Here is a 21938-nt window from a genome sequence, read left to right on the forward strand (position 1 = left end):
AAGGTGTAGTTGCGATGAAACGTGTAGGTCTGATCGGTTGGCGCGGTATGGTCGGTTCCGTGCTCATGCAGCGGATGCTGGAAGAGCAGGATTTCGATCTTATCGAGCCGGTGTTTTTCACCACTTCCAATGTCGGTGGCCAAGGCCCGTCCGTGGGCAAGGACATTGCTCCGCTCAAAGACGCTTACAGCATTGAAGAGCTGAAAACCCTCGACGTGATTCTGACCTGCCAGGGTGGCGACTACACCAGCGAAGTGTTCCCGAAACTGCGCGAAGCCGGCTGGCAGGGTTACTGGATCGACGCCGCCTCCAGCCTGCGCATGCAGGACGACGCAGTGATCGTACTGGACCCGGTGAACCGCAAGGTCATCGACCAGCAGCTCGATGCGGGCACCAAGAACTACATCGGCGGCAACTGCACCGTCAGCCTGATGCTGATGGGCCTGGGCGGTCTGTTCGAAGCCGGTCTGGTCGAGTGGATGAGTGCCATGACCTATCAGGCGGCCTCTGGTGCCGGCGCGCAGAACATGCGTGAACTGATCAAGCAAATGGGCGCGACCCATGCCGCTGTCGCCGATCAACTGGCGGATCCAGCCAGCGCGATCCTCGACATCGACCGGCGTGTGGCCGAAGCCATGCGCAGCGACGCGTACCCGACCGAAAACTTCGGTGTTCCGCTGGCCGGCAGCCTGATCCCGTGGATCGACAAGGAACTGCCGAACGGCCAGAGCCGCGAAGAGTGGAAGGCCCAGGCCGAGACCAACAAGATCCTTGGCCGCTTCAAGAGCCCGATCCCGGTCGATGGCATCTGCGTGCGCATCGGCGCCATGCGTTGCCACAGCCAGGCGCTGACCATCAAGCTGAACAAAGACGTGCCGATCGCCGACATCGAAGGGCTGATCAGCCAGCACAACCCTTGGGTCAAACTGGTGCCGAACAGCCGCGAAGCCAGCATTCAGGAACTGAGCCCGACGAAAGTCACCGGCACCCTGAACGTACCGGTTGGCCGTCTGCGCAAGCTGAACATGGGCACTCAGTACCTGGGCGCGTTCACTGTGGGCGACCAACTGCTGTGGGGCGCGGCCGAACCGCTGCGTCGCATGCTGCGGATCCTGCTTGAGCGTTGATCGGTTGAAGTAATGCAAGAACCCGTGCCTTGAAAGAGGTGCGGGTTTTTTTATTCCCACTGATCGCCTGCTCGTTCCCACGCTCTGCGTGGGAATGCATCCCGTGACGCTCCGCGTCACATTCAGAGGCGGAACGCGGAGCGTCCCTGGCGGCATTCCCACGCAGAGCGTGGGAACGATCAGGGGCGATCGGGGTGGCAGAAATTGCCTGCACGCCACCCACCCGGTAAAGTGCCGCTCCCCCCGTTTCGCCAGAGGTAGAACCATGAGCCAGTCCTTCGATATTGCCGTGATCGGCGCCACCGGTACTGTCGGCGAAACGCTGGTGCAGATTCTCGAAGAGCGGGATTTCCCGGTCGGCAACCTGCACCTGCTGGCCAGCAGTGAATCCGCCGGACATTCGGTGCCGTTTCGCGGCAAGAATGTGCGGGTGCGCGAAGTCGATGAGTTCGATTTCAGCAAGGTGCAGTTGGTATTTTTCGCGGCTGGCCCTGCCGTGACCCTGAGTTTCGCCTCCCGCGCCCGCGCTGCCGGTTGCTCGCTGATTGACCTGTCCGGCGCTTTGCCAGCGGATGAAGCACCGCAAGTGGTGCCAGAAGCCAACGCCCAAGTGCTGGCCGGTCTGAAAAAACCGTTCCAGGTCAGCAGCCCGAGCCCGTCGGCCACCACCTTGGCCGTGGTCCTTGCGCCGTTGCTCGAAGTCATCGACCTGCAACGCATCAACGTCACCGCCAGCCTGGCCGTCTCTGCCCAGGGCCGCGAAGCGGTCACCGAACTGGCCCGTCAAACTGCCGAGTTGCTTAACGTGCGTCCGCTGGAGCCGACGTTTTTCGATCGGCAGATGGCCTTCAACCTGTTGGCTCAGGTCGGAAAACCCGATGAGCAAGGCCATACGCTGCTGGAAAAACGCCTGGTGCGGGAGCTGCGTCAGGTCATGGCGCTGCCTTTATTAAAGATTTCCGCAACTTGCATTCAAGCCCCGGTGTTTTTTGGCGATAGCTTTAGCGTGACCTTGCAGTCATCGAGTGCTGTCGACCTGGCCAAAGTCAACGCCGCCCTGGAAGACGCGCCGGGCATCGAGCTGGTAGAAGCCGGCGATTACCCGACAGCCGTGGGTGACGCGGTAGGGCAGGATGTGGTCTACGTTGGTCGGGTTCGCAGCGGTGTCGACGACCTGTCGGAACTTAATTTGTGGCTGACGTCAGATAACGTACGCAAGGGCGCCGCGCTCAATGCTGTGCAGGTGGCTGAATTGTTGATAAAAGACCTGCTGTAAAAGATACTTGGCAACAATTTGTCGAATGATTCTAGCCGAGCGCTATGCTTGGCCGGAGTGCTTGACGGCGAGTCACCTTGTGGGACTTTCCGGGCAGCAAAGAAATGATCGCGCGCGACGACCCTTCGCCGCCGCGCGCAATGCCTTACGGCAGCGACTTTCAATACCTTCTCGCTGGCCGAGGAATGTTCAAACAAAGGATGAGGCTATGGTTCAAGTTCGCAAACTGGTGTTAGCAATAGCGGCCGCCTCGGCGCTGTCCTCCGGTATGGCGCATGCCCTCGGGCTCGGGGAACTGACCCTGAAGTCGACGCTGAACCAGCCCCTGGTGGCCGAAATCGAGCTGCTCGACGTCAAGGACCTCACCGCTGCCGAAGTGGTGCCGAGCCTGGCCTCGCCGGATGATTTCGCCAAGGCCGGTGTCGATCGCCAGGCGTTTCTCAACGACCTGACCTTCACCCCGGTGCTCAACGCCAGCGGCAAAAGCATCCTGCGCGTGACCTCCAGCAAACCGCTCTCCGAGCCGATGGTGAAATTCCTCGTTCAGGTGATGTGGCCTAACGGTCGCCTGCTGCGCGATTACAGCGTGCTGCTCGATCCGTCCAAATTCTCGCCGCAAACCGCCGATGCCGCTGCGCAACCTGCGCCGGCCCAAGCGGTCACCGCGCCAACCACCGGCGCCACCAAGCCATCGACCTACACCACCACGCCGCGCGATACCCTGTGGGAAATCGCGGCCAAGGCGCGCAATGGCGGTTCGGTGCAGCAAACCATGCTGGCTATTCAGGCGTTGAACCCGGATGCCTTTATCAACGGCAACATCAACCTGCTGAAAACCGGCCAGGTCCTGCGCATGCCGGATCAGGTGCAGACCACCAGCCTGCCGCAACCCAAGGCGATCGCTGAAGTCGCCGCGCAGAACACCGCGTGGCGTCAGGGCCGTCGTTATGTGGCCAAGCCTGGCACCGGCCAGCAGCAACTCGATGCCACCAAGCGCGGTCGCGGCGATACCGCTTCGACCCAGGCCGCGAAAGATAATCTGAGCCTGGTGTCTGGCGAACCTGGCAAGGGCCGTAAAGGTGCCGCTGGCGATGCGAAGAATCTGAGCAACAAACTGGCGGTGACCCAGGAAAGCCTCGACACGACCCGTCGTGACAACGCCGAACTGAAAAGCCGTATGACCGATCTGCAAAGTCAGCTGGACAAGCTGCAACGCCTGATCGAACTGAAAAACAATCAACTGGCCAAGCTGCAGGCTGATGGTGCTGCTCCGGCGGCACCAGCGGCGGCTACTGCTCCGGCGATCTCGGCCGAGCTGGCGCCTGTTCCGACACCGGCGGCAACCCCGACGGAAGCGGCTCCAGCCACGCCTGCACCTGTGGTGACGGCACCCGAGGCCACGCCGGCTCCGGCTGAAACGCCAGTCGAACCAGCGCCTGCGGCGTCCGACGACCAGAAGTTCAACGACCTGCTGACCAATCCGGTCCTGCTGGGTCTGGTGGGCGGCGGGGCAATCGTCCTGCTGCTGTTGCTGTTGCTGCTGGCCCGTCGCCGCAAAGCCCAGCAAGAAGCCGAAAAGCATCTGCGCATGGCGCGTGCCTTGGCTGAAGAGCAGGAGTTTTCCCCCGAGCAAGACTTGCCGGAAAGCAGCTTCGAAGGCCTTGAAGTGCCGCCGCCAGCCGTGAAACTTGCCAAGACGCCTGCTCCGGCGCCGGCACCCGCTCCGGCTCCGATCATTGAGCCAGTCGTGGTCGCCCCAGTGATTGCCGCGCCGCTGGTTTCCCCGGCCGCCGAACGCAATGACGACGTCCTGACTCACGCCCAGTCGCACATCACCGCCGGTCGTCTGAATCAGGCGGCTGCGTTGCTCGAAGACGGCATCAAGCAGGAGCCGCAACGCAGTGACCTGCGTCTGAAACTGATGGAAGTCTACGGTCAGCAAGGCGATCGTGATGCATTCGTGGCCCAGGAGCGTCAGCTGGTGGCCAATGGCGATAACTTCGCCCAGGTCGAGCAACTGAAAAGTCGTTTCCCGGCCATGGCACTCGCCGCGGCCGGTGGTATCGCTGCCGCCGCCATCGCCGCCGAACTGGACGCCCAGTACGTCAAAGACCTGCTGCTGGATGAGCCTGAAGTTCCGGCACCGGCTCCGGCCGCCGATGATCTCGACAGCGCCTTCGACTTGAGCCTGGATGATCTGGAAAACGTTTCTCCGGCGGTGGTTGCTCCGGCACCGGAACCGGAAGCCTTGGCGGAACTGGACGAATTCCCTCTGGACGACGACCTGAGCTTTGAATCGGTGCTGCAACAGCAGACCGACATCAAGGAAAACCTCGACGACCTGTCGGACTTCGATCTGGATCTGGACTTGGGTGGCGATGCTTCGCCAGCGACTCTGGCCGAAGACGACTTCCTGCTGGACCTGGATGAGGGTGTCAAGGACCTGCCTCCCGTCGAAGCGCCAGCCGTGACCGAAGCGGCGCTGGACGACCTGGAATTGCCGGCCGATTTCGACCTGTCCCTGGCTGACGAAATGGACGTCCCGGAGCCGAAGGATGCGTTTGCGGCTGAACTGGATGACGTTAACGCCGAGTTGGATCGCTTGTCCCAGAGCATGGGTGAGCCAACCTTCACCGCCGAAGATGCGGCCGCTTCCATGGCTGACGAGCCGGACTTCGATTTCCTCTCCGGCACCGACGAAGTCGCTACCAAGCTCGATCTGGCCCAGGCCTACATCGACATGGGCGACAACGACGGCGCCCGGGACATCCTCAACGAAGTAGTGACCGAGGGTGATGCAGGGCAGAAGAGCGAAGCCAAGGAAATGCTTTCGCGTCTGGCTTGATGGTCAGTAAGTTGTAAAAAAAACGGCAGCCTTTCGAGGTTGCCGTTTTTGTTGGGGAAGCAAAAAGATCGCAGCCTTCGGCAGCTCCTACAACAAATCCTCATAAAACGCCCCGAACGGTCGGGTAGGGTGGGCAATCTGGATCTCCAGAATCCACAGCCCCACATTCGGGCAGTCCTCGAAATTGCCCAAATCCCCGGCGCGATAGATCGCATGCGGGAAATCACTGACCCGATGCCCCTTGATCTCCAAATTCAACTTCCAGCCCATCGCTGTGGCCTGTTCGTCGGCGTAGCGGTACAACTCAGGGCCAGCCACCTGCCTTGTGCGCCAGTAATTGTGGACCTGATCGAACAGGGTTTTTGCCGCCACGGCGCACGCTTTCATCTGCGGGTCATCGCCGACGGTGAACGTCGCGCCCGAGTCGCCTTCATGGCGGTCCCAGACCACGCCCAGGTCAATAAAGAAAATATCGTTTTCAGCCAGCACCGGATCGCCGTCGGAGCGCTGCTTGAAGGTTTTCAGGGTGTTTTCGCCGAAACGGATTTTCGACGGGTGCCAGATGCGGTCCATGCCCTGTTCGTTCAACACTTCAAGGCTCATCGCCTGGGCTTCGGATTCCAGCATGCCGGGTTTGACGCGTCGGGCCATTTCGTCGATGGCTTCCCAGGTCTTGCGTTTGGCGTGGAGCATGCCTTCCAGGCTATACGCCAGGCCGACGGCTTCCTTGTTTAAAGTGGCGGTCATCATCAGGTCTCGGTTGTCGTGTTTTCGTTGTGTAGTTATCTATATAGCGAAGTCGATGGGCGTGATGCAATGGCACACAGCGCTGGCGTACCGGACCTGCGGCCTTATAATGCCCGCCTTTGCGTACATCAGCAGGCTGTCACCCCTTGGCAAATATAGATAATCCGGCCGCCGAAATGGCGGCTGACGGCTTTTTCCGGATCGCGTTGGGCGTTGAATACAAAGGCTCGCGTTTTCGCGGCTGGCAGCGTCAGGCCTCTGGCGTGCTGACGGTGCAGGAAACCCTCGAAAAAGCCTTGTCCAAAGTCGCCGATTCACCGGTGTCGTTGCATTGCGCCGGGCGCACCGATGCGGGCGTGCATGCCTGCGGCCAGGTGGTGCATTTCGATACCCAGGTCGAGCGTTCCCTGAAAGCCTGGGTCATGGGCGCCAATATCAATTTGCCCCACGACGTCAGCGTCAGCTGGGCCCAGGTCATGCCGCCGCACTTTCATGCGCGCTTCAAGGCCATCGCCCGGCGTTATCGCTACGTGATCTACAACGATCAGATCCGCCCGGCGCACCTGAACGAAGAAATCACCTGGAACCATCGTCCGCTGGACGTCGAGGGCATGGCCGAAGCCGCGCAGTATCTGGTCGGTATCCATGACTTCAGCGCTTTTCGTGCAGGGCAATGCCAGGCCAAGTCGCCAATCAAGGAATTGCACCACCTGCGCGTCACCCGGCACGGCAAGATGATCGTGCTGGATATTCGCGCCAGCGCCTTCCTGCACCACATGGTGCGCAACATCGCCGGGGTGCTGATGACCATCGGTGCCGGCGAGCGTCCGGTGGAGTGGATGAAGGAAGTGCTGGAGAGCCGCGTTCGGCGTTCCGGCGGGGTGACGGCGCACCCGTACGGCCTGTACCTGGTGCAGGTGGAGTACCGCGACGAGTTCCAATTGCCCGAGCGTTACATCGGGCCGCACTTCCTCACCGGTTTCACCGAACTTGACGGCTGACGCCCTCGAACGCATTTGTTACCATCCGGGACTTTCTCGGATTTGCCTTGGGGTTCTATCGACATGTCAGCCGTTCGCAGCAAGATTTGCGGGATTACCCGCATAGAAGATGCGTTGGCGGCGGTCGAGGCAGGGGCTGATGCGATCGGGTTTGTGTTTTACGCCAAAAGCCCACGGGCGGTGACGTTTGCGCAGGCGAGGGCGATCATCAAGGCCTTGCCGCCGTTCGTGACCACCGTGGGTTTGTTCGTCAATGCCAGTCGCTGCGAGTTGGGGGAGATCCTCGACGCGGTGCCGCTGGATCTGTTGCAGTTTCACGGTGATGAAACCGCAGCTGAGTGCGAAAGCTGGAATCGGCCGTACATCAAGGCCCTGCGGGTCAAGGCCGGGGATGACATCGCCGCTGCGTGCGACGCGTTTCCAAGTGCCAGCGGTATCCTGCTCGATGCGTATGTCGAAGGGGTACCGGGCGGAACTGGCGAAGCGTTCGACTGGTCATTGATACCGCATGGCTTGAGCAAGCCGATTATCCTCGCGGGCGGTTTGACTCCGGACAACGTCGCCGAGGCGATTACCCGGGTTCGGCCATATGCCGTGGACGTCAGCGGTGGGGTAGAGGCGAGCAAGGGCATCAAGGATCACGCAAAGATTCAGGCATTCATCAAAGCGGTACGTGATGTGACGGCTGGCTAACTGCCGCCGTCCACAGCTCTGTAGAAAAGAGGCTGAGGGTTTTCGGGTTGTACGCAGGTCAGTTTTTCTGACCCGGCCATCCGGCGATCATCGCCACACACATGAATTTAGCTCAAGGGCATACGCGGGGCTGCGAACCAAAGCGTTCGGGCCGCCGGTACTGGAGAAAGAAAGCATGAGCAACTGGTTAGTAGACAAACTGATCCCTTCGATCATGCGTTCCGAGGTCAAGAAGAGCTCGGTGCCTGAAGGTCTGTGGCACAAATGCCCGTCTTGCGAGGCTGTGCTGTACCGTCCGGAGCTGGAAAAGACCCTGGACGTTTGCCCCAAGTGCAACCACCACATGCGTATCGGCGCCCGCGCCCGCATCGACATTTTCCTCGACGCTGAAGGCCGTGCCGAACTGGGCGCGGACCTGGAGCCAGTTGACCGTCTGAAATTCCGCGACGGCAAGAAGTACAAGGATCGCCTGACCGCCGCGCAAAAAGCGACTGGCGAAAAAGATGCCCTGATCTCCATGAGCGGCACCCTGCTGGGCATGCCGGTGGTGGTGTCGGCCTTCGAATTCTCCTTCATGGGTGGTTCGATGGGTGCCATCGTCGGTGAGCGCTTTGTTCGCGCCGCCAACTACGCGCTGGAAAACAAATGCCCGATGATCTGCTTCGCCGCCTCCGGTGGTGCGCGGATGCAGGAAGCCCTGATTTCCCTGATGCAAATGGCCAAGACCTCCGCAGTACTGGCGCGTCTGCGTGAAGAAGGCATTCCGTTTATCTCGGTCCTGACCGATCCGGTCTACGGCGGCGTTTCCGCCAGCCTGGCGATGCTCGGCGACGTGATCGTCGGTGAGCCGAAAGCCCTGATCGGCTTCGCCGGTCCGCGCGTTATCGAGCAGACTGTGCGTGAAAAGTTGCCGGAAGGTTTCCAGCGCAGCGAGTTCCTGCTGGAACACGGCGCGATCGACATGATCATTCACCGTCAGGAGTTGCGTCCGCGCCTGGGCAACCTGCTGGCACAAATGATGGGTCTGCCGACGCCGAAATTCGTTGCCGCGCCGATCGAACCGATCGTGGTTCCGCCGGTACCTGCCAACATATGACCCAACGTACCCTTGGCGAATGGCTCGCCTACCTTGAGCAGTTGCACCCTTCGGCCATCGACATGGGCCTGGAGCGCTCGCAACAGGTAGCGTCCCGCATGGGACTGGGCAAGCCGGCGCCTCGGGTGATCACGGTCACTGGCACCAACGGCAAGGGTTCCACCTGTGCGTTCGTGGCTTCATTGCTGCGGGCTCAGGGCCTGAACGTGGGTGTCTACAATTCTCCGCACCTGCTGCGTTACAACGAGCGGGTGCAGGTCAATGGCGTCGAAGCCACTGACGCCGAGCTGTGCGAAGCGTTTGTTGCGGTCGAGGCCGGTCGTGGCGAGACGTCCCTGACCTACTTCGAAATGGGCACCCTGGCGGCGTTCTGGCTGTTTCAACAGGCCAGACTCGATGCGGTGGTGCTGGAAGTCGGCCTCGGCGGGCGTCTCGACACAGTCAACGTGGTCGATGCGGACATTGCGCTGGTCACCAGCATTGGCGTCGATCACGCCGATTACCTGGGCGATACCCGCGAATCCGTGGCCTTCGAGAAGGCCGGCATCTTCCGCCAGGGTGCGCCTGCGCTCTGCGGCGATCTGAATCCTCCCCAACCCCTGCTGGACAAGGCGCGCGAGCTGGCTTGCCCGTTTTTCCTGCGTGGGCGCGATTTCGATCTCGGCATCACTGATCAAAACTGGCAGTGGCGTGGCCTGGACGCTCAAGGGCGTGTGGTCGAGCTGCATGATCTGCCTTTGCTGGATCTGCCAATGGAAAACGCGGCGCTGGCATTGCAGGCTTACCTGCTGCTCGATTTGCCGTGGGTGGACGCACAGATTATTGAAGCGCTGAAAGCGACGCGGATCGTCGGTCGACTTGATCGTCGGCAGTTCGACTGGCAAGGCAAGCGGCTTAATTTGTTGCTGGATGTGGGGCATAACCCCCATGCGGCCGAGTATCTGGCCCGGCGCCTGGCTAGCCACCCACCGGTTGGCAAGCGTCTGGCGGTATTCGGATTGCTGGCAGACAAGGATCTGGATGGTGTTGTCGGCGAATTGAATGCTAGTGTCCAGTCATGGGCTGTCGCGCCGCTGGATTCACCGCGAGCGCGTCCGGTTGCGGATTTACACGCAGCCTTGCAGAACCTTGGCGCGTCGGTAACGTCCTATGGCAGTGTGGCGGCCGCCCTGGAAGGGCAGTGCGCACTGGCGACGAGCGACGACGAGATTCTGTTGTTTGGATCATTTTATTGTGTTGCCGAGGCCCTTGAATGGCTGGCCCGGCGCTCCACGGAGGAAGCGGCAAATGGCTTTGCTGGATAAGGCGTATAAACAGCGCATGGTCGGTGCCCTGGTATTGGTGGCGCTGGCGGTGATTTTCCTGCCGATGCTGTTTTCCCGTCAGGACGAACAGCGTCAAATCACGGTGCAGGCGCCGTCTGCGCCACAAGCCCCTTCGATGCCGCAAGTGCAGGTCGAGCCGGTGGTGGTGCCTGAACCGCAAGCCTTGCCTCAGGAACCGGTGCCGAGCGACGACGAAATCGCCGACCAGCAAGCACCGACGACATCGATTGCACCGGCTGCTCCAGTAGCTTCGGCTCCGGCTCCTGCCGCTAAACCGGTGACGCCGCCGCCTGCTCCGGTCGCCAAGCCGGCACCGGCCCAGCCGATTGCCGCCGCACCGGCAAAACCGGACACCACCCAGAGTCGCGTCGACGCCAATGGCCTGTCGGTCAGTTGGTCGGTGCAACTGGCCAGCCTGTCGAGCCGTGAAAGTGCCGAAAGCCTGCAAAAAGACCTGCGTAGTCAGGGCTACAACGCTTACATCCGCGCCTCTGACGGCAAGAATCGAGTGTTCGTCGGGCCGCTTATCGAGCGCGCCGAAGCCGACCGTCTGCGTGACTTGCTGGACCGTCAGAAGAAGCTCAAGGGCTTTGTTGTACGTTTCCAGCCTGAGCGCGGCTAACAGCAGCGCCGCAACTTACGTAGCAGCTGCCGAGCCCGCGAGGCTGCGTCCGGCTGCGAAGCAGTCGTAAACCCTGCGTCCGCAGTCTTATTGAAAGGCCGCGGCGCCTGAATTTGCGACTGCTGCGCAGCCGAACGCAGGCTTCGCCAGCTGCTACAGGGCCTGGCGCAGCTCGATAAGGGTTATCACTATCGCCCCGATTTGAAATGCACTGACAATCGCAGCTTACCGATAAGCATGGGCTCTGCTAAAATGCGCCGCCTTATCCGTCTGTAGGCTGCACTGTGCCATTTACCTGGGTTGACTGGGCGATCGTTGCAATCGTCGCCATCTCCGCATTGATCAGTCTGAGCCGCGGCTTCGTCAAAGAAGCATTATCGCTGGTGACCTGGATCATCGCAGGAGCTGTTGCCTGGATGTTCGGTGGTTCATTGTCCGAGTACCTCGCCGGATACATCGAAACGCCATCGGCTCGTGTGATCACGGGCTGCGCCATCATGTTTGTCGCCACGTTAATCGTAGGCGCAATGATCAATTATCTTATCGGCGAGTTGGTTCGCGTCACCGGGTTGTCCGGGACCGATCGATTCCTCGGCATGGCCTTCGGCGCCGCGCGTGGCGTGTTGCTGGTGGTCGTGGCGGTCGGGCTGTTGAGCCTGGGGCCGGTACAGCAGGACAGCTGGTGGAAAGAATCACAGCTCGTGCCAAAATTTTTATTGGTCGCAGATTGGTCCAAAAACCTGATTCTCGGGTGGAGCAGTCAGTGGCTTGCCAGCGGTATCAGCGTACCCGCTGATCTACCGTTCAAGGAACATCTCTTGCCGACGGCCAAAACGCCTCAGTGAGTTGTGTTCAGTTCAGATCCATTAAGTAGGGGTTGCGTCGCATGTGTGGCATCGTCGGTATCGTCGGTAAGTCGAACGTCAATCAGGCGCTGTATGACGCGCTAACCGTGCTCCAGCACCGCGGCCAGGACGCTGCCGGTATCGTGACCAGCCATGACGGCCGGTTATTCCTGCGCAAGGACAATGGCCTGGTGCGTGACGTGTTCCATCAGCGTCACATGCAGCGCCTGGTCGGTCACATGGGTATTGGCCATGTGCGTTACCCGACCGCAGGCAGCTCGACCTCGGCCGAAGCTCAACCGTTTTACGTCAACTCGCCTTACGGCATTACCTTGGCGCACAACGGTAACCTGACCAACGTTGAACAACTGGCCAAGGAGATTTACGAATCTGACTTGCGCCACGTCAACACCAACTCCGATTCGGAAGTACTGCTCAACGTGTTCGCGCACGAACTGGCCCAGCGCGGCAAGTTGCAGCCAACCGAAGAAGACGTATTTGCCGCCGTGACTGACGTGCACAACCGTTGCGTCGGTGGTTACGCGGTCGTGGCCATGGTCACCGGTTACGGCATCGTCGGTTTCCGCGATCCGCACGGCATCCGCCCGATCGTTTTCGGTCAGCGTCACACCGACGAAGGCGTCGAGTACATGATCGCCTCCGAAAGCGTGTCCCTGGACGTGCTCGGTTTCACCCTGATTCGCGACCTGGCACCGGGCGAAGCGGTCTACATCACTGAAGACGGCAAGCTGCACACTCGTCAGTGCGCGACCAACCCGTCCCTGACCCCGTGCATCTTCGAACACGTCTACCTGGCGCGTCCGGACTCGATCATCGACGGCGTGTCGGTCTACAAGGCCCGCCTGCGTATGGGTGAGAAGCTCGCCGACAAGATCCTGCGCGAGCGCCCAGAGCACGACATCGACGTGGTCATCCCGATCCCGGACACCAGCCGCACCGCGGCCCTGGAGCTGGCGAACCACTTGGGCGTCAAGTTCCGCGAAGGCTTCGTGAAGAACCGCTACATCGGCCGGACCTTCATCATGCCGGGTCAGGCCGCACGGAAAAAATCCGTACGCCAGAAGCTCAACGCCATCGAACTGGAATTCCGCGGCAAGAACGTGATGCTGGTGGACGACTCCATCGTTCGCGGTACTACGTGCAAGCAGATCATCCAGATGGCCCGTGAAGCCGGCGCGAAAAACGTCTACTTCTGCTCCGCAGCCCCGGCCGTTCGCTACCCGAACGTCTACGGCATCGACATGCCGAGCGCCCACGAGCTGATCGCCCACAACCGTTCGACCCAGGACGTGGCTGACCTGATCGGCGCCGACTGGCTGATTTATCAGGACTTGCCTGACTTGATCGAAGCGGTCGGTGGCGGCAAGATCAAGATCGAGAAGTTTGATTGCGCAGTGTTCGACGGCCAGTACGTGACCGGCGACGTCGACGAGGCTTACCTGAACAAGATCGAGCAGGCTCGTAATGATGCCTCCAAGGTCAAGACCCAGGCAGTCAGTGCGATCATTGATCTGTATAACAACTGAGTAACCACCGGCCCTGAGGGGCCGGTTTTGTATCTACTAAAAGAGCAAGGCAAGGAGTGACAGCATGAGTCAGGATTGGGATGCCGGTCGGCTGGACAGCGACCTCGATGGCGTAGCGTTCGATACCCTGGCCGTACGCGCCGGTCAGCACCGTACGCCGGAAGGCGAACACGGTGATCCGATGTTCTTCACTTCCAGCTATGTATTCCGTACCGCTGCCGATGCGGCGGCACGTTTCTCCGGTGAAGTGCCGGGCAACGTTTACTCGCGTTACACCAACCCGACCGTGCGTGCGTTCGAAGAACGTATCGCCGCGCTGGAAAGTGCGGAGCAAGCGGTGGCCACGGCGACCGGCATGGCCGCGATCATGGCGGTGGTGATGAGCCTGTGCAGTGCCGGCGACCACGTGCTGGTCTCGCGCAGCGTGTTCGGTTCGACCATCAGCCTGTTCGAAAAGTACTTCAAGCGCTTTGGCGTCGAAGTCGACTACGTGCCGCTGGCGGACCTGTCCGGCTGGGACGCAGCGATCAAGGCCAACACCAAATTGTTGTTCGTCGAATCGCCGTCCAACCCGCTGGCCGAGTTGGTGGACATCGCCGAACTGTCGAAAATCGCTCACGCCAAAGGCGCGATGCTGGTGGTCGATAACTGCTTCTGCACGCCTGCCTTGCAGCAGCCGCTGAAGCTGGGCGCGGACATCGTCGTGCACTCGGCGACCAAGTTCATCGACGGCCAGGGCCGTTGCATGGGCGGCGTGGTGGCCGGTCGTAGCGAGCAGATGAAAGAAATCGTCGGTTTCCTGCGCACCGCCGGGCCGACCCTCAGCCCGTTCAACGCCTGGATCTTCCTCAAGGGCCTCGAAACCCTGAACCTGCGGATGAAGGCGCACTGCGCCAATGCCCAGCAACTGGCCGAGTGGCTGGAGCAGCAGGACGGCATCGAGAAAGTCCATTACGCCGGCCTCAAGAGCCATCCGCAGCACGAATTGGCCCTGCGTCAGCAGAAGGGCTTCGGCGCGGTGGTGAGTTTTGAGGTCAAGGGCGGCAAAGAGGGCGCCTGGCGCTTTATCGATGCGACCCGTTTGATTTCCATCACCGCCAACCTCGGTGACACCAAGACCACCATCACCCACCCGAGCACCACTTCCCACGGCCGTCTGGCGCCGCAAGAGCGTGAAGCCGCAGGTATCCGTGACAGCCTGATCCGCATTGCGGTCGGCCTGGAAGACGTGGCCGACCTGCAAGCCGATCTGGCGCGCGGGTTGGCTGCCTTGTGATCGAATTGTCCACGCCGAGTACAGGCACCCATGGCCGCGTTGCACTGGTCACCGGTGCCGCGCGTGGTATCGGCCTCGGCATCGCTGCCTGGCTGATCAGCGAAGGCTGGCAGGTGGTGTTGACGGATCTGGATCGGGTGCGCGGTTCGAAAGTGGCGAAGGTGCTGGGCGACAACGCCTGGTTCATCGCCATGGACGTGTCGAACGAAGGTCAAGTGGCACTGGGCGTCGCCGAGGTGCTGGGGCAGTTCGGGCGCCTGGATGCGTTGGTGTGCAATGCGGCGGTCGCCGATCCGCACAACATCACCCTGGAAAGCCTCGATCTGGCCTACTGGAACCGCGTATTGGCGGTGAACCTCAGTGGGCCGATGCTGCTGGCCAAGCACTGTGCACCGTACCTGCGCGCCCACAACGGTTCGATCGTCAATCTGGCCTCGACCCGCGCCGGGCAGTCGGAACCGGACACCGAGGCTTACGCGGCGAGCAAGGGCGGTCTGTTGGCCCTGACTCACGCGTTGGCGATCAGCCTGGGGCCGGAGATCCGCGTCAATGCGGTCAGCCCGGGCTGGATTGATGCACGGGACCCGACTGCAAGGCGTGCGGAGCCACTGACCGACGCCGACCATGCCCAGCATCCGGCGGGCAGGGTAGGGACGGTCGAGGACGTAGCGGCGATGGTGGCCTGGCTGTTATCCCGCAATGCCGGTTTTGTCACGGGCCAGGAGTTCGTGGTCGATGGCGGCATGACCAAGAAGATGGTCTACGCGTAGACAGCTGCAAGTTTCAAGCTGCAAGGGGCAAGTAAGAGCGAGCCGGTGCATGGCCAGAGTTCGCAATCCTGCTTTTACTTGCCGCTTGTAGCTTGCGACTTGAAGCTGTTTTGAAAAAACTTCAATCCTGCTATTGACTTAGGTTCGCTACCTGCGTAAATTTCGCGGCCTCGGAGATGCAAACCGGGTGATTAGCTCAGCTGGGAGAGCGTCTGCCTTACAAGCAGAATGTCGGCGGTTCGATCCCGTCATCACCCACCACTTCCGAGAGTCTTGCGAAAGCAAGATGGAAGCTTTTAAAAGCCTCCACCGACGCGCAGCGGTAGTTCAGTCGGTTAGAATACCGGCCTGTCACGCCGGGGGTCGCGGGTTCGAGTCCCGTCCGCTGCGCCATATTTCCGAAGCAGGTTTTGCCTGGTTCGAGATTGAAAAGCCTCGAAGCTTTCAGTCAGACGAGTTACTTGAGCGAAAGCTCAAAGCGATACGCAGCGGTAGTTCAGTCGGTTAGAATACCGGCCTGTCACGCCGGGGGTCGCGGGTTCGAGTCCCGTCCGCTGCGCCATATCTGCTTCAAGGCCCACTGAACGCCTTGAAGCTACGAAGAAAGCCGCTGGCTGACTTCGAGTCGATAGCAAAGACCCTGGTCGAAAGACCGGGGTTTTTTGTGTCTGCGATTTGGCTTTTTTCTCCTTTCCCCTCGTCCTCAGGGATTCGCATCCGTCGACCGAGCGCGGATACGCAAAAATCTCACTCCTGTTGATAATCCCTCTCAATCACGCGCAGCCCTGATTAACCGGTGCTTGCGCGCCGAAATTCCCGTCCGACATTCATTTATTCAAGTATTTACTGGGTGCAAACCGCACAAAGCGCTTTATTTGAAGTCCCATCACTAATTAGAATGAGTCGCATTTAAAATATTTCTTCGCGCAGGGTTCCTTTAGATGAGTGATGCAGCGATGCCGACGGGGCAAACCTTCCACGACCTGTACCGCGATCACCGGGGCTGGCTGGAAAGCTGGTTGAGACGACGCATGAGCAATGGCTGTGATGCGGCGGACCTCAGTCAGGATACGTTTGTGCGTCTACTCGCCAGCTCCCAGCGCATTGCCGACCTGCAAGAACCCCGCGCCTACTTGGCGACAGTCGGCAAGCGGCTGCTGACCAACTTCTACAAGCGTCGCGGCCTGGAGCAGGCCTATCTCAATGCCTTGGCGCTGCTGCCGGAGGACTGCGTGCCGTCCCCCGAGCAGCGCTGGATCCTGCTGGAAACCCTGCAAGCTCTGGACGAATTGCTCGATGGCTTGCCGAGACCGGTGCGACGAGCGTTTCTCTGGAGCCAGCTGGAAGGCCTGGGCTACTCGGAAATCGCTGAGCGCCTGCAAGTCTCGGAGCGCACGATCAAGCGCTACATGGCCCAGGCCTACGAGCATTGCCTGCTGGTGGAACTGTGATCGGTTCGCCACCGTCGGCCGAAGCCCGCCAGGTTGTGCGGGCCGCCGCGCAGTGGTTGGCGCTTATGGAATCCGGTAGCGCTAATGAGCGGGATCGCGCCAACCTGCAGAGCTGGCGTGATAGCCATACCAGTCACGAACAGGCCTGGCAGAAAGCCCAGCTTTTGCGCCAACGCTTTGCCGACCTGCCACCGGCACTGGCGATGGCCAGTCTGGATCGGCCGCAAGCCAGTCGGCGCACTGTGCTCAAACGCGCCGTCGGTGCCGTGGCGCTGGTGCCGACCGCCTGGCTGATCAGACGGCAGCTGCCCCTGGACGTCTGGAGCGCCGACCTGCGTACCGCGACCGGGGAGGGCAAGAAAGTCCAGTTGGCCGATGGCAGCTCGTTGCAACTGAATACCGCGACTGCCGTCGATATCGACCTGAAGAACCGCCTGCTGAAACTCGTGGAAGGCGAAATTGCGCTGAACGTGCCTGGGACCTCGCCGCTGACGATCCAGACGCGCTTCGGGCAAGTGCTCGTCAGTCAGAGCGACGTGTGCGTGCGTCAGGGCCAGACGGGCTGCAAGGTGTCGGTACTTAAAGGCTCGGTGCAGTTGCAGCCTCTACGCGGGCCGGTCTTTTCCTTGCGAGGCGGCCAACAGGTCAGCCTTCAGGCGACGGGCGCCGGCAATGTGGAGCCATTCGATGTGCTCGCCCCAGGCTGGCGTGACGGTGTACTGATGGCGCAAAACCAGCCGCTGGGGAGTTTTTTGCGCGAGCTCAGCACCTATCGCCCGGGCGTGTTGCGCTGGGAACCCGAACTGGAATCCTTGCGCGTCACCGGCAGTTTCCGTCTGGAAGACACTGATCGCATCCTTGCGTTGCTAGCGGCCAGCCTGCCGCTGGAGGTGCATTCGCGTACGCGTTATTGGGTAACGCTGCTGCCGCGCAAAAATATTGTTTAAGGCGTGTCCCCTTTTTTCGCGTCGCTTGTCATTCAAGACAAGTGAAACGAAATCAGAGAGATTCTCAATGCCCGCAGTGATGCCCTGCAGTACGCGTCTGGCTCCATCCAGGCTGCGCCCGTTGTTGCACTTGAGTCTGTTGTTGAGCCTGAGTGCCTGTCCGTTGTTCATCACTGCCGGTTGGGCTGCAGACGCGGCTAAACGCAGCTATCAGGTGCCGGCCGGCAGCCTCAGTGCCGCGCTGACCCGTTTCGCCGGGTTGGCCGGGGTCAATCTGTCGGTGGACCCGGCGCTGGTCAGCGGTCGTAACAGCCCAGGGCTGTCCGGTGACTTCGCGGTCGAGGAGGGCTTTGCCCGGCTGTTGCAGGGTTCCGGTCTGCAATTGCAGCCAGTGGGCGATCAGGCCTACATCCTGACCCCGGCACCAGAAGGCGGCAGTCTGCAACTGGCGCCGACTTCGATTCTCGGTGCCACGGGCGGGTCGGACGGCGAGGTGTATGCCGGTGGCCAAGTCGCGCGCAAAGGCTCGCAAGGCATGCTCGGCTCGAAAGACTTCATGGAAACGCCGTTCAGCATGACCACCTACACCGCCGAGGCGGTGAAGAACCAGCAGGCTCGGACCTTGGGCGACCTGGTGGCCAGCGATCCTTCGGTCCGCGCCACCAACCCGGCGGGTGGGCGTTATGAACAGTTCACCATTCGCGGACTCAGCCTGTTTAACAGTGATGTTTCCTACAACGGCCTCTACGGCGTCCTGCCGACCTATACGATCGACATGGAGATGGCTGACCGCGTCGACATCATCAAAGGCCCGAGCCAACTGATTAACGGCATCTCGCCGCGAGGCAGCGTGGGTGGCGGGATCAACGTGGTACCCAAGCGCGCGACCGACAAGCCGATCACCTCGTTCACCGGTAGCTACGCCTCTAATAACCAGCTCGGCGGTGCCGTGGATATCGGCCGGCGCTTTGGTGAAGATGACAAGTTCGGTATTCGCTTCAACGGTGTGAAGCAGTCCGGCGACACCGAATGGGATCACCAGAGTGTCGACCGCGACATGGCCGTGCTGGGCCTGGACTTTCGTGGTGAACGTCTGCGTCTCTCGACGGACGTGGGGCACACCGAGCGTGATACCGACGCCCCGCAGGAGCGTGTGATCGTCGGCGCCAACGCGCAGGTTCCCCATGCCAGCGAGGTGCGCAGCAACTATGCGCAGCCCTGGAGCAAGGCGCGGACCAAGGACACCTTCGGCACGGTGAACGGCGAATTCGATGTCAGCGATTCAGTCATGCTGTACGGCGGCGTGGGTGCGCGCAAAAGTAATCATGACTTCCTCCGTCACGCCGTTTCAATCACCAATGACGCCGGCGATTTCAGCGTTCAACCCCGTGACTTCACCCGTGACGAGAATGTTCGGACGGCCAATTTTGGCGTACGCAACTGGTTTCATACCGGTTCGGTCAGCCATGAAATCAACCTGGCGGCCAGCTACTTCTATATGGACTTCGAAAATGGCGGCGCCCGTTATGCCTCCGCCCCCAGCAACCTCTACAACCCGGTAGAAACGCCGACGCCGAACAATCCCACGCGACAGGATTCGAAGGTCTATACCGAGAACCGCTCCACCGGCGTGGCGTTGTCCGACACCCTGGGCTTCTTTGATGACCGCGTGCTGCTGACCCTCGGCGCACGCTGGCAGCGCGTGAAGGTTGACGACTGGACCGATAACGTCAAAGGCGACACCGCCTACGATGATGAAAAGGTGTCGCCATCGGGCGGCATCCTGTTCAAGGCCACCGACAAGCTGTCGCTGTACGCCAACTACATGGAAGGCCTGAGCCAGGGCAAGATCGCGCCGTCGACCTCGGTCAACGAAGACGAGATCTTCCCGCCGTTCATCAGCCGTTCGGTCGAGGTCGGCGCCAAGTACGATGCGGGGCCATTCGCCGTGACCGCAGCGGTGTTCCGGATCAAGCAACCGGCCTACGAGACCAACGCCACTACGCGGGTCTTCGGCCCGAACGGCAAGCGCGAAAACACCGGCGTGGAACTCAGCATGTTCGGTGAACCGCTGGATGGTTTCCGCCTGCTCGGCGGCGTCATGTACATCGACAGCGAGTTGAAGAAGACCACCGGCGGCCTCTTCGACGGCAACCGCGCGCCGGCCACGCCGAAATACAACGTCAACCTGGGCGCCGAATATGATGTGCGCAGCGTACAGGGCCTGACCCTGACCAGCCGCGCCATCTATTCCAGCTCGCAATACCTGGACCAGTCCAACGTCAAGGAAATCGACGCCTGGACGCGTATGGACGTCGGCGCTCGCTACGCGTTCAAGGTTGACGAAAAGAACATCACCCTGCGTGGCAATATCGAGAACGTGGCGAACAAGCGCTACTGGAGTTCCGCCGGGGCTTCGGATGACAGCGAGCCTGGCTTGACGCTGTCGACCCCACGCACCTATCTCCTGTCGGCGACTGTCGACTTCTAAATCGAGGCAACCGTGCACTGCGCCACAGGGAAGGGCGCCGTCGGTTGTTTCATCCGTTTATTCCTGCAGAGGAAACATCCATGTCCATGCTGACTTGATGATCTATCGCGATACTTTTTTATAAGTTAGTGCCTGTCTCAAGGTAGTAACAAAGTTGTCAGTCTTATAACAAGAACATGGCCGAATAATGGCACTGATGAGCACTTAAACAAGTTTATATAACTTGTGATTTTGTGTGCGTGAATGGTTTTAATAACTGATTGTCGAGCTATGTAAATATTCCCAAAAAGTGCAAGCAAGCAGTTGCGTCATTTTGTAAATGGGAATAGTTTTCATATCGAAACTTATCGAGGATAAACCGATGTTGAATGATGGCGTATTGCACTCTAATCCATTGCAAAAAACCAATGCCGACTATCTGGCTCGACAAAGCAAGTTCGAATCCAATGTACGCAGTTATCCACGCAAGTTGCCACTGGCAATTGCCAAGGCCCACGGACTCTGGGTCACCGACGTCGAGGGCAATAGTTACCTTGACTGCCTCGCCGGCGCCGGCACTTTAGCTCTGGGGCACAATCACCCGGCCGTCATGGCCAGCCTCGACAGCTTCCTGGCCTCGGGCCTGCCGATGCACACGCTGGACCTGACCACCGTGGTCAAGGACGCCTTCAGCGAAACCCTGCTCAGCCTGTTGCCGAACCAGGGCCGTGATTATTGCCTGCAATTCTGCGGGCCGTCCGGGGCAGATGCCGTTGAGGCCGCGCTGAAACTGGCCAAGACCTACACCGGGCGCAACAACATCATCAGTTTCTCCGGGGCCTACCATGGCATGACCCACGGCGCCCTGGCCCTGACCGGCAATACCGCGCCGAAAAATGCCATCGCCAGCCTGATGCCCGGCGTGCAGTTCATGCCGTTCCCTCACGAATACCGCTGCCCGCTGGGCATTGGCGGCGAGGCCGGGGTCGAGGCGCTGACCCACTATTTCACCCAGTTCATTGAAGACGTCGAAAGCGGCGTGTCGTTGCCAGCGGCGGTGATCCTAGAAGCGGTGCAAGGTGAGGGCGGCGTCAACTGCGCCCCGGCAAGCTGGCTGCGGGCGATCCGCGAGGTGACGCGCAAGCACGGCATTCTGCTGATCCTCGACGAAGTGCAGACCGGTTTCGGTCGCACCGGCAAGATGTTTGCCTTTGAACACGCTGAAATCGAACCGGACCTGATCGTCATGTCCAAAGCCGTCGGTGGCGGTTTACCCATGGCGGTGTTGGGCATCCGTCGCGAATTCGACGCCTGGGAGCCTGGTAACCATGCCGGCACTTTCCGCGGCAACCAAATGGCCATGGCCGCCGGGCTCGCGACATTGCAGGTGCTGCAACAGCAAAACCTCGCCGCCCAGGCCGAGCGCCGTGGCCAGTGGCTCAAGGACCGTTTGGTCGAGTTGCAGGTGCATTATCCGGCCCTCGGCCAGGTGCGCGGTCGCGGCCTGATGCTGGGCATCGAGATCGTTGACGAACGCCAACCGGCTGATCGCCACGGGCATTTCCCGATGGACCCGGCGCTGGCCGTGGCCATTCAGCAACACTGCTTTAAACAAGGCCTGCTGCTGGAACGCGGCGGGCGCAAGGGCAATGTCATCCGCTTGTTGCCGCCATTGATTATCGACGATGAACAATGCCAGCAAGTGATCCAGCGTTTTGATAACGCCATGGCGGCTGCTTTATTGCAGCTGCGTCCGTGAATGTTTAATCGAAGAGTTTAACAATCCGCCGAGTTGCAGTTTGATGACGCTGGTGCCAATCACGTTGATCGTCGTTTGAATGTTTAAAAGGTTCAGTGAAGTGAAGTCGTTACGTGGAGTTCCGTCGGCCGTTGAAACGGT

The 21938-nt window shown here is 60.5% G+C and carries 17 protein-coding genes and 3 tRNA genes; 19 read left to right on the top strand and 1 reads right to left on the bottom strand.

The features are described from left to right. The first annotated feature begins 14 nt into the window (after positions 1 to 14). From asd to ACA071_RS10340, 3 genes are all read left to right on the top strand, one after another. Complete coding sequence (gene asd / locus ACA071_RS10330; protein WP_149658895.1) at positions 15 to 1127, top strand: aspartate-semialdehyde dehydrogenase; 1113 nt, start codon at positions 15 to 17, stop codon at positions 1125 to 1127. A 265-nt stretch (positions 1128 to 1392) separates the two neighbouring features. Then, a complete protein-coding gene (locus ACA071_RS10335; RefSeq protein WP_497644215.1) occupies positions 1393 to 2403 on the top strand; it encodes an aspartate-semialdehyde dehydrogenase in 1011 nt (336 codons plus the stop codon). A 208-nt stretch (positions 2404 to 2611) separates the two neighbouring features. Further along, positions 2612 to 5248: a motility hub landmark protein FimV gene (locus ACA071_RS10340; protein WP_497644216.1), complete on the top strand. Its 2637-nt coding sequence runs from the start codon at positions 2612 to 2614 to the stop codon at positions 5246 to 5248. Between the two features lie 87 nt (positions 5249 to 5335). Here ACA071_RS10340 and ACA071_RS10345 read toward each other — a convergent pair whose 3' ends face one another. Next, positions 5336 to 5995 carry a M24 family metallopeptidase gene (locus ACA071_RS10345; protein WP_497644217.1) on the bottom strand — a complete coding sequence of 220 codons (660 nt, stop codon included), beginning with the start codon at positions 5993 to 5995 and terminating at the stop codon, positions 5336 to 5338. Between the two features lie 176 nt (positions 5996 to 6171). Between ACA071_RS10345 and truA the strand changes: the two genes are divergently transcribed. The 16 genes from truA to ACA071_RS10425 all read left to right on the top strand — a co-directional run bounded on the left by truA (position 6172) and on the right by ACA071_RS10425 (position 21797). Further along, positions 6172 to 6996: a tRNA pseudouridine(38-40) synthase TruA gene (gene truA / locus ACA071_RS10350; protein ID WP_497645285.1), complete on the top strand. Its 825-nt coding sequence runs from the start codon at positions 6172 to 6174 to the stop codon at positions 6994 to 6996. A gap of 63 nt (positions 6997 to 7059) precedes the next feature. Further along, positions 7060 to 7689 carry a phosphoribosylanthranilate isomerase gene (locus tag ACA071_RS10355; RefSeq protein WP_497644218.1) on the top strand — a complete coding sequence of 210 codons (630 nt, stop codon included), beginning with the start codon at positions 7060 to 7062 and terminating at the stop codon, positions 7687 to 7689. A gap of 175 nt (positions 7690 to 7864) precedes the next feature. Beyond that, complete coding sequence (gene accD / locus ACA071_RS10360; protein ID WP_054052935.1) at positions 7865 to 8785, top strand: acetyl-CoA carboxylase, carboxyltransferase subunit beta; 921 nt, start codon at positions 7865 to 7867, stop codon at positions 8783 to 8785. Continuing rightward, the gene (folC, locus tag ACA071_RS10365; RefSeq protein WP_497644219.1) at positions 8782 to 10089 is read left to right on the top strand and encodes a bifunctional tetrahydrofolate synthase/dihydrofolate synthase; all 1308 of its coding nucleotides are present in this window, start codon (positions 8782 to 8784) and stop codon (positions 10087 to 10089) included. The genes accD and folC overlap by 4 nt, the downstream gene beginning before the upstream one ends. Beyond that, the gene (locus tag ACA071_RS10370; RefSeq protein ID WP_497644220.1) at positions 10073 to 10732 is read left to right on the top strand and encodes an SPOR domain-containing protein; all 660 of its coding nucleotides are present in this window, start codon (positions 10073 to 10075) and stop codon (positions 10730 to 10732) included. Before folC ends, ACA071_RS10370 begins: the two co-directional genes overlap by 17 nt. A 284-nt stretch (positions 10733 to 11016) precedes the next feature. Further along, positions 11017 to 11577 carry a CvpA family protein gene (locus ACA071_RS10375; RefSeq protein WP_497644221.1) on the top strand — a complete coding sequence of 187 codons (561 nt, stop codon included), beginning with the start codon at positions 11017 to 11019 and terminating at the stop codon, positions 11575 to 11577. 41 nt (positions 11578 to 11618) lie between these two features. After that, positions 11619 to 13124 (top strand): amidophosphoribosyltransferase, encoded by a 1506-nt coding sequence (purF, locus tag ACA071_RS10380; protein ID WP_123512535.1) that lies wholly within the window; start codon positions 11619 to 11621, stop codon positions 13122 to 13124. Positions 13125 to 13188: 64 nt separating this feature from the next. Continuing rightward, positions 13189 to 14400, top strand: a complete 1212-nt coding sequence (locus ACA071_RS10385) for an O-succinylhomoserine sulfhydrylase (RefSeq protein ID WP_054052945.1) — start codon at positions 13189 to 13191, stop codon at positions 14398 to 14400. Beyond that, on the top strand, positions 14397 to 15170 hold the full coding sequence (locus tag ACA071_RS10390; RefSeq protein WP_497644222.1) for an SDR family oxidoreductase: 774 nt from the start codon (positions 14397 to 14399) through the stop codon (positions 15168 to 15170). Before ACA071_RS10385 ends, ACA071_RS10390 begins: the two co-directional genes overlap by 4 nt. A gap of 185 nt (positions 15171 to 15355) precedes the next feature. Further along, positions 15356 to 15431, top strand: a tRNA-Val gene (locus ACA071_RS10395). A gap of 55 nt (positions 15432 to 15486) precedes the next feature. Then, positions 15487 to 15563 (top strand) — tRNA-Asp (locus tag ACA071_RS10400). 92 nt (positions 15564 to 15655) lie between these two features. Continuing rightward, positions 15656 to 15732, top strand: a tRNA-Asp gene (locus tag ACA071_RS10405). Positions 15733 to 16111: 379 nt separating this feature from the next. After that, entirely contained in the window at positions 16112 to 16621 is a 510-nt protein-coding gene (locus tag ACA071_RS10410; RefSeq protein WP_497644223.1) for a sigma-70 family RNA polymerase sigma factor, read from the top strand. After that, positions 16618 to 17568 carry a FecR domain-containing protein gene (locus ACA071_RS10415; RefSeq protein WP_497644224.1) on the top strand — a complete coding sequence of 317 codons (951 nt, stop codon included), beginning with the start codon at positions 16618 to 16620 and terminating at the stop codon, positions 17566 to 17568. Before ACA071_RS10410 ends, ACA071_RS10415 begins: the two co-directional genes overlap by 4 nt. 67 nt (positions 17569 to 17635) lie before the next feature. Next, positions 17636 to 20059, top strand: a complete 2424-nt coding sequence (locus ACA071_RS10420; protein WP_497644225.1) for a TonB-dependent siderophore receptor — start codon at positions 17636 to 17638, stop codon at positions 20057 to 20059. A 361-nt stretch (positions 20060 to 20420) separates the two neighbouring features. Further along, complete coding sequence (locus ACA071_RS10425; protein ID WP_497644226.1) at positions 20421 to 21797, top strand: diaminobutyrate--2-oxoglutarate transaminase; 1377 nt, start codon at positions 20421 to 20423, stop codon at positions 21795 to 21797. Positions 21798 to 21938: the final 141 nt, after the last annotated feature.

This window comes from Pseudomonas sp. LBUM1646 (assembly GCF_059716165.1).

What these genes read in the sequence shown, in the direction of transcription:
- ACA071_RS10355 (WP_497644218.1), top strand. Translation starts at nt 7,060, where the DNA reads ATGTCAGCCGTTCGCAGCAAGATTTGCGGGATTACCCGCATAGAAGAT.
- ACA071_RS10425 (WP_497644226.1), top strand. Translation starts at nt 20,421, where the DNA reads ATGTTGAATGATGGCGTATTGCACTCTAATCCATTGCAAAAAACCAAT.
- ACA071_RS10410 (WP_497644223.1), top strand. Translation starts at nt 16,112, where the DNA reads ATGAGTGATGCAGCGATGCCGACGGGGCAAACCTTCCACGACCTGTAC.
- ACA071_RS10385 (WP_054052945.1), top strand. Translation starts at nt 13,189, where the DNA reads ATGAGTCAGGATTGGGATGCCGGTCGGCTGGACAGCGACCTCGATGGC.
- purF (WP_123512535.1), top strand. Translation starts at nt 11,619, where the DNA reads ATGTGTGGCATCGTCGGTATCGTCGGTAAGTCGAACGTCAATCAGGCG.
- ACA071_RS10345 (WP_497644217.1), bottom strand. Translation starts at nt 5,995, where the DNA reads ATGACCGCCACTTTAAACAAGGAAGCCGTCGGCCTGGCGTATAGCCTG.
- accD (WP_054052935.1), top strand. Translation starts at nt 7,865, where the DNA reads ATGAGCAACTGGTTAGTAGACAAACTGATCCCTTCGATCATGCGTTCC.
- ACA071_RS10340 (WP_497644216.1), top strand. Translation starts at nt 2,612, where the DNA reads ATGGTTCAAGTTCGCAAACTGGTGTTAGCAATAGCGGCCGCCTCGGCG.
- ACA071_RS10335 (WP_497644215.1), top strand. Translation starts at nt 1,393, where the DNA reads ATGAGCCAGTCCTTCGATATTGCCGTGATCGGCGCCACCGGTACTGTC.
- ACA071_RS10370 (WP_497644220.1), top strand. Translation starts at nt 10,073, where the DNA reads ATGGCTTTGCTGGATAAGGCGTATAAACAGCGCATGGTCGGTGCCCTG.
- truA (WP_497645285.1), top strand. Translation starts at nt 6,172, where the DNA reads ATGGCGGCTGACGGCTTTTTCCGGATCGCGTTGGGCGTTGAATACAAA.
- folC (WP_497644219.1), top strand. Translation starts at nt 8,782, where the DNA reads ATGACCCAACGTACCCTTGGCGAATGGCTCGCCTACCTTGAGCAGTTG.
- ACA071_RS10420 (WP_497644225.1), top strand. Translation starts at nt 17,636, where the DNA reads ATGCCCGCAGTGATGCCCTGCAGTACGCGTCTGGCTCCATCCAGGCTG.
- asd (WP_149658895.1), top strand. Translation starts at nt 15, where the DNA reads ATGAAACGTGTAGGTCTGATCGGTTGGCGCGGTATGGTCGGTTCCGTG.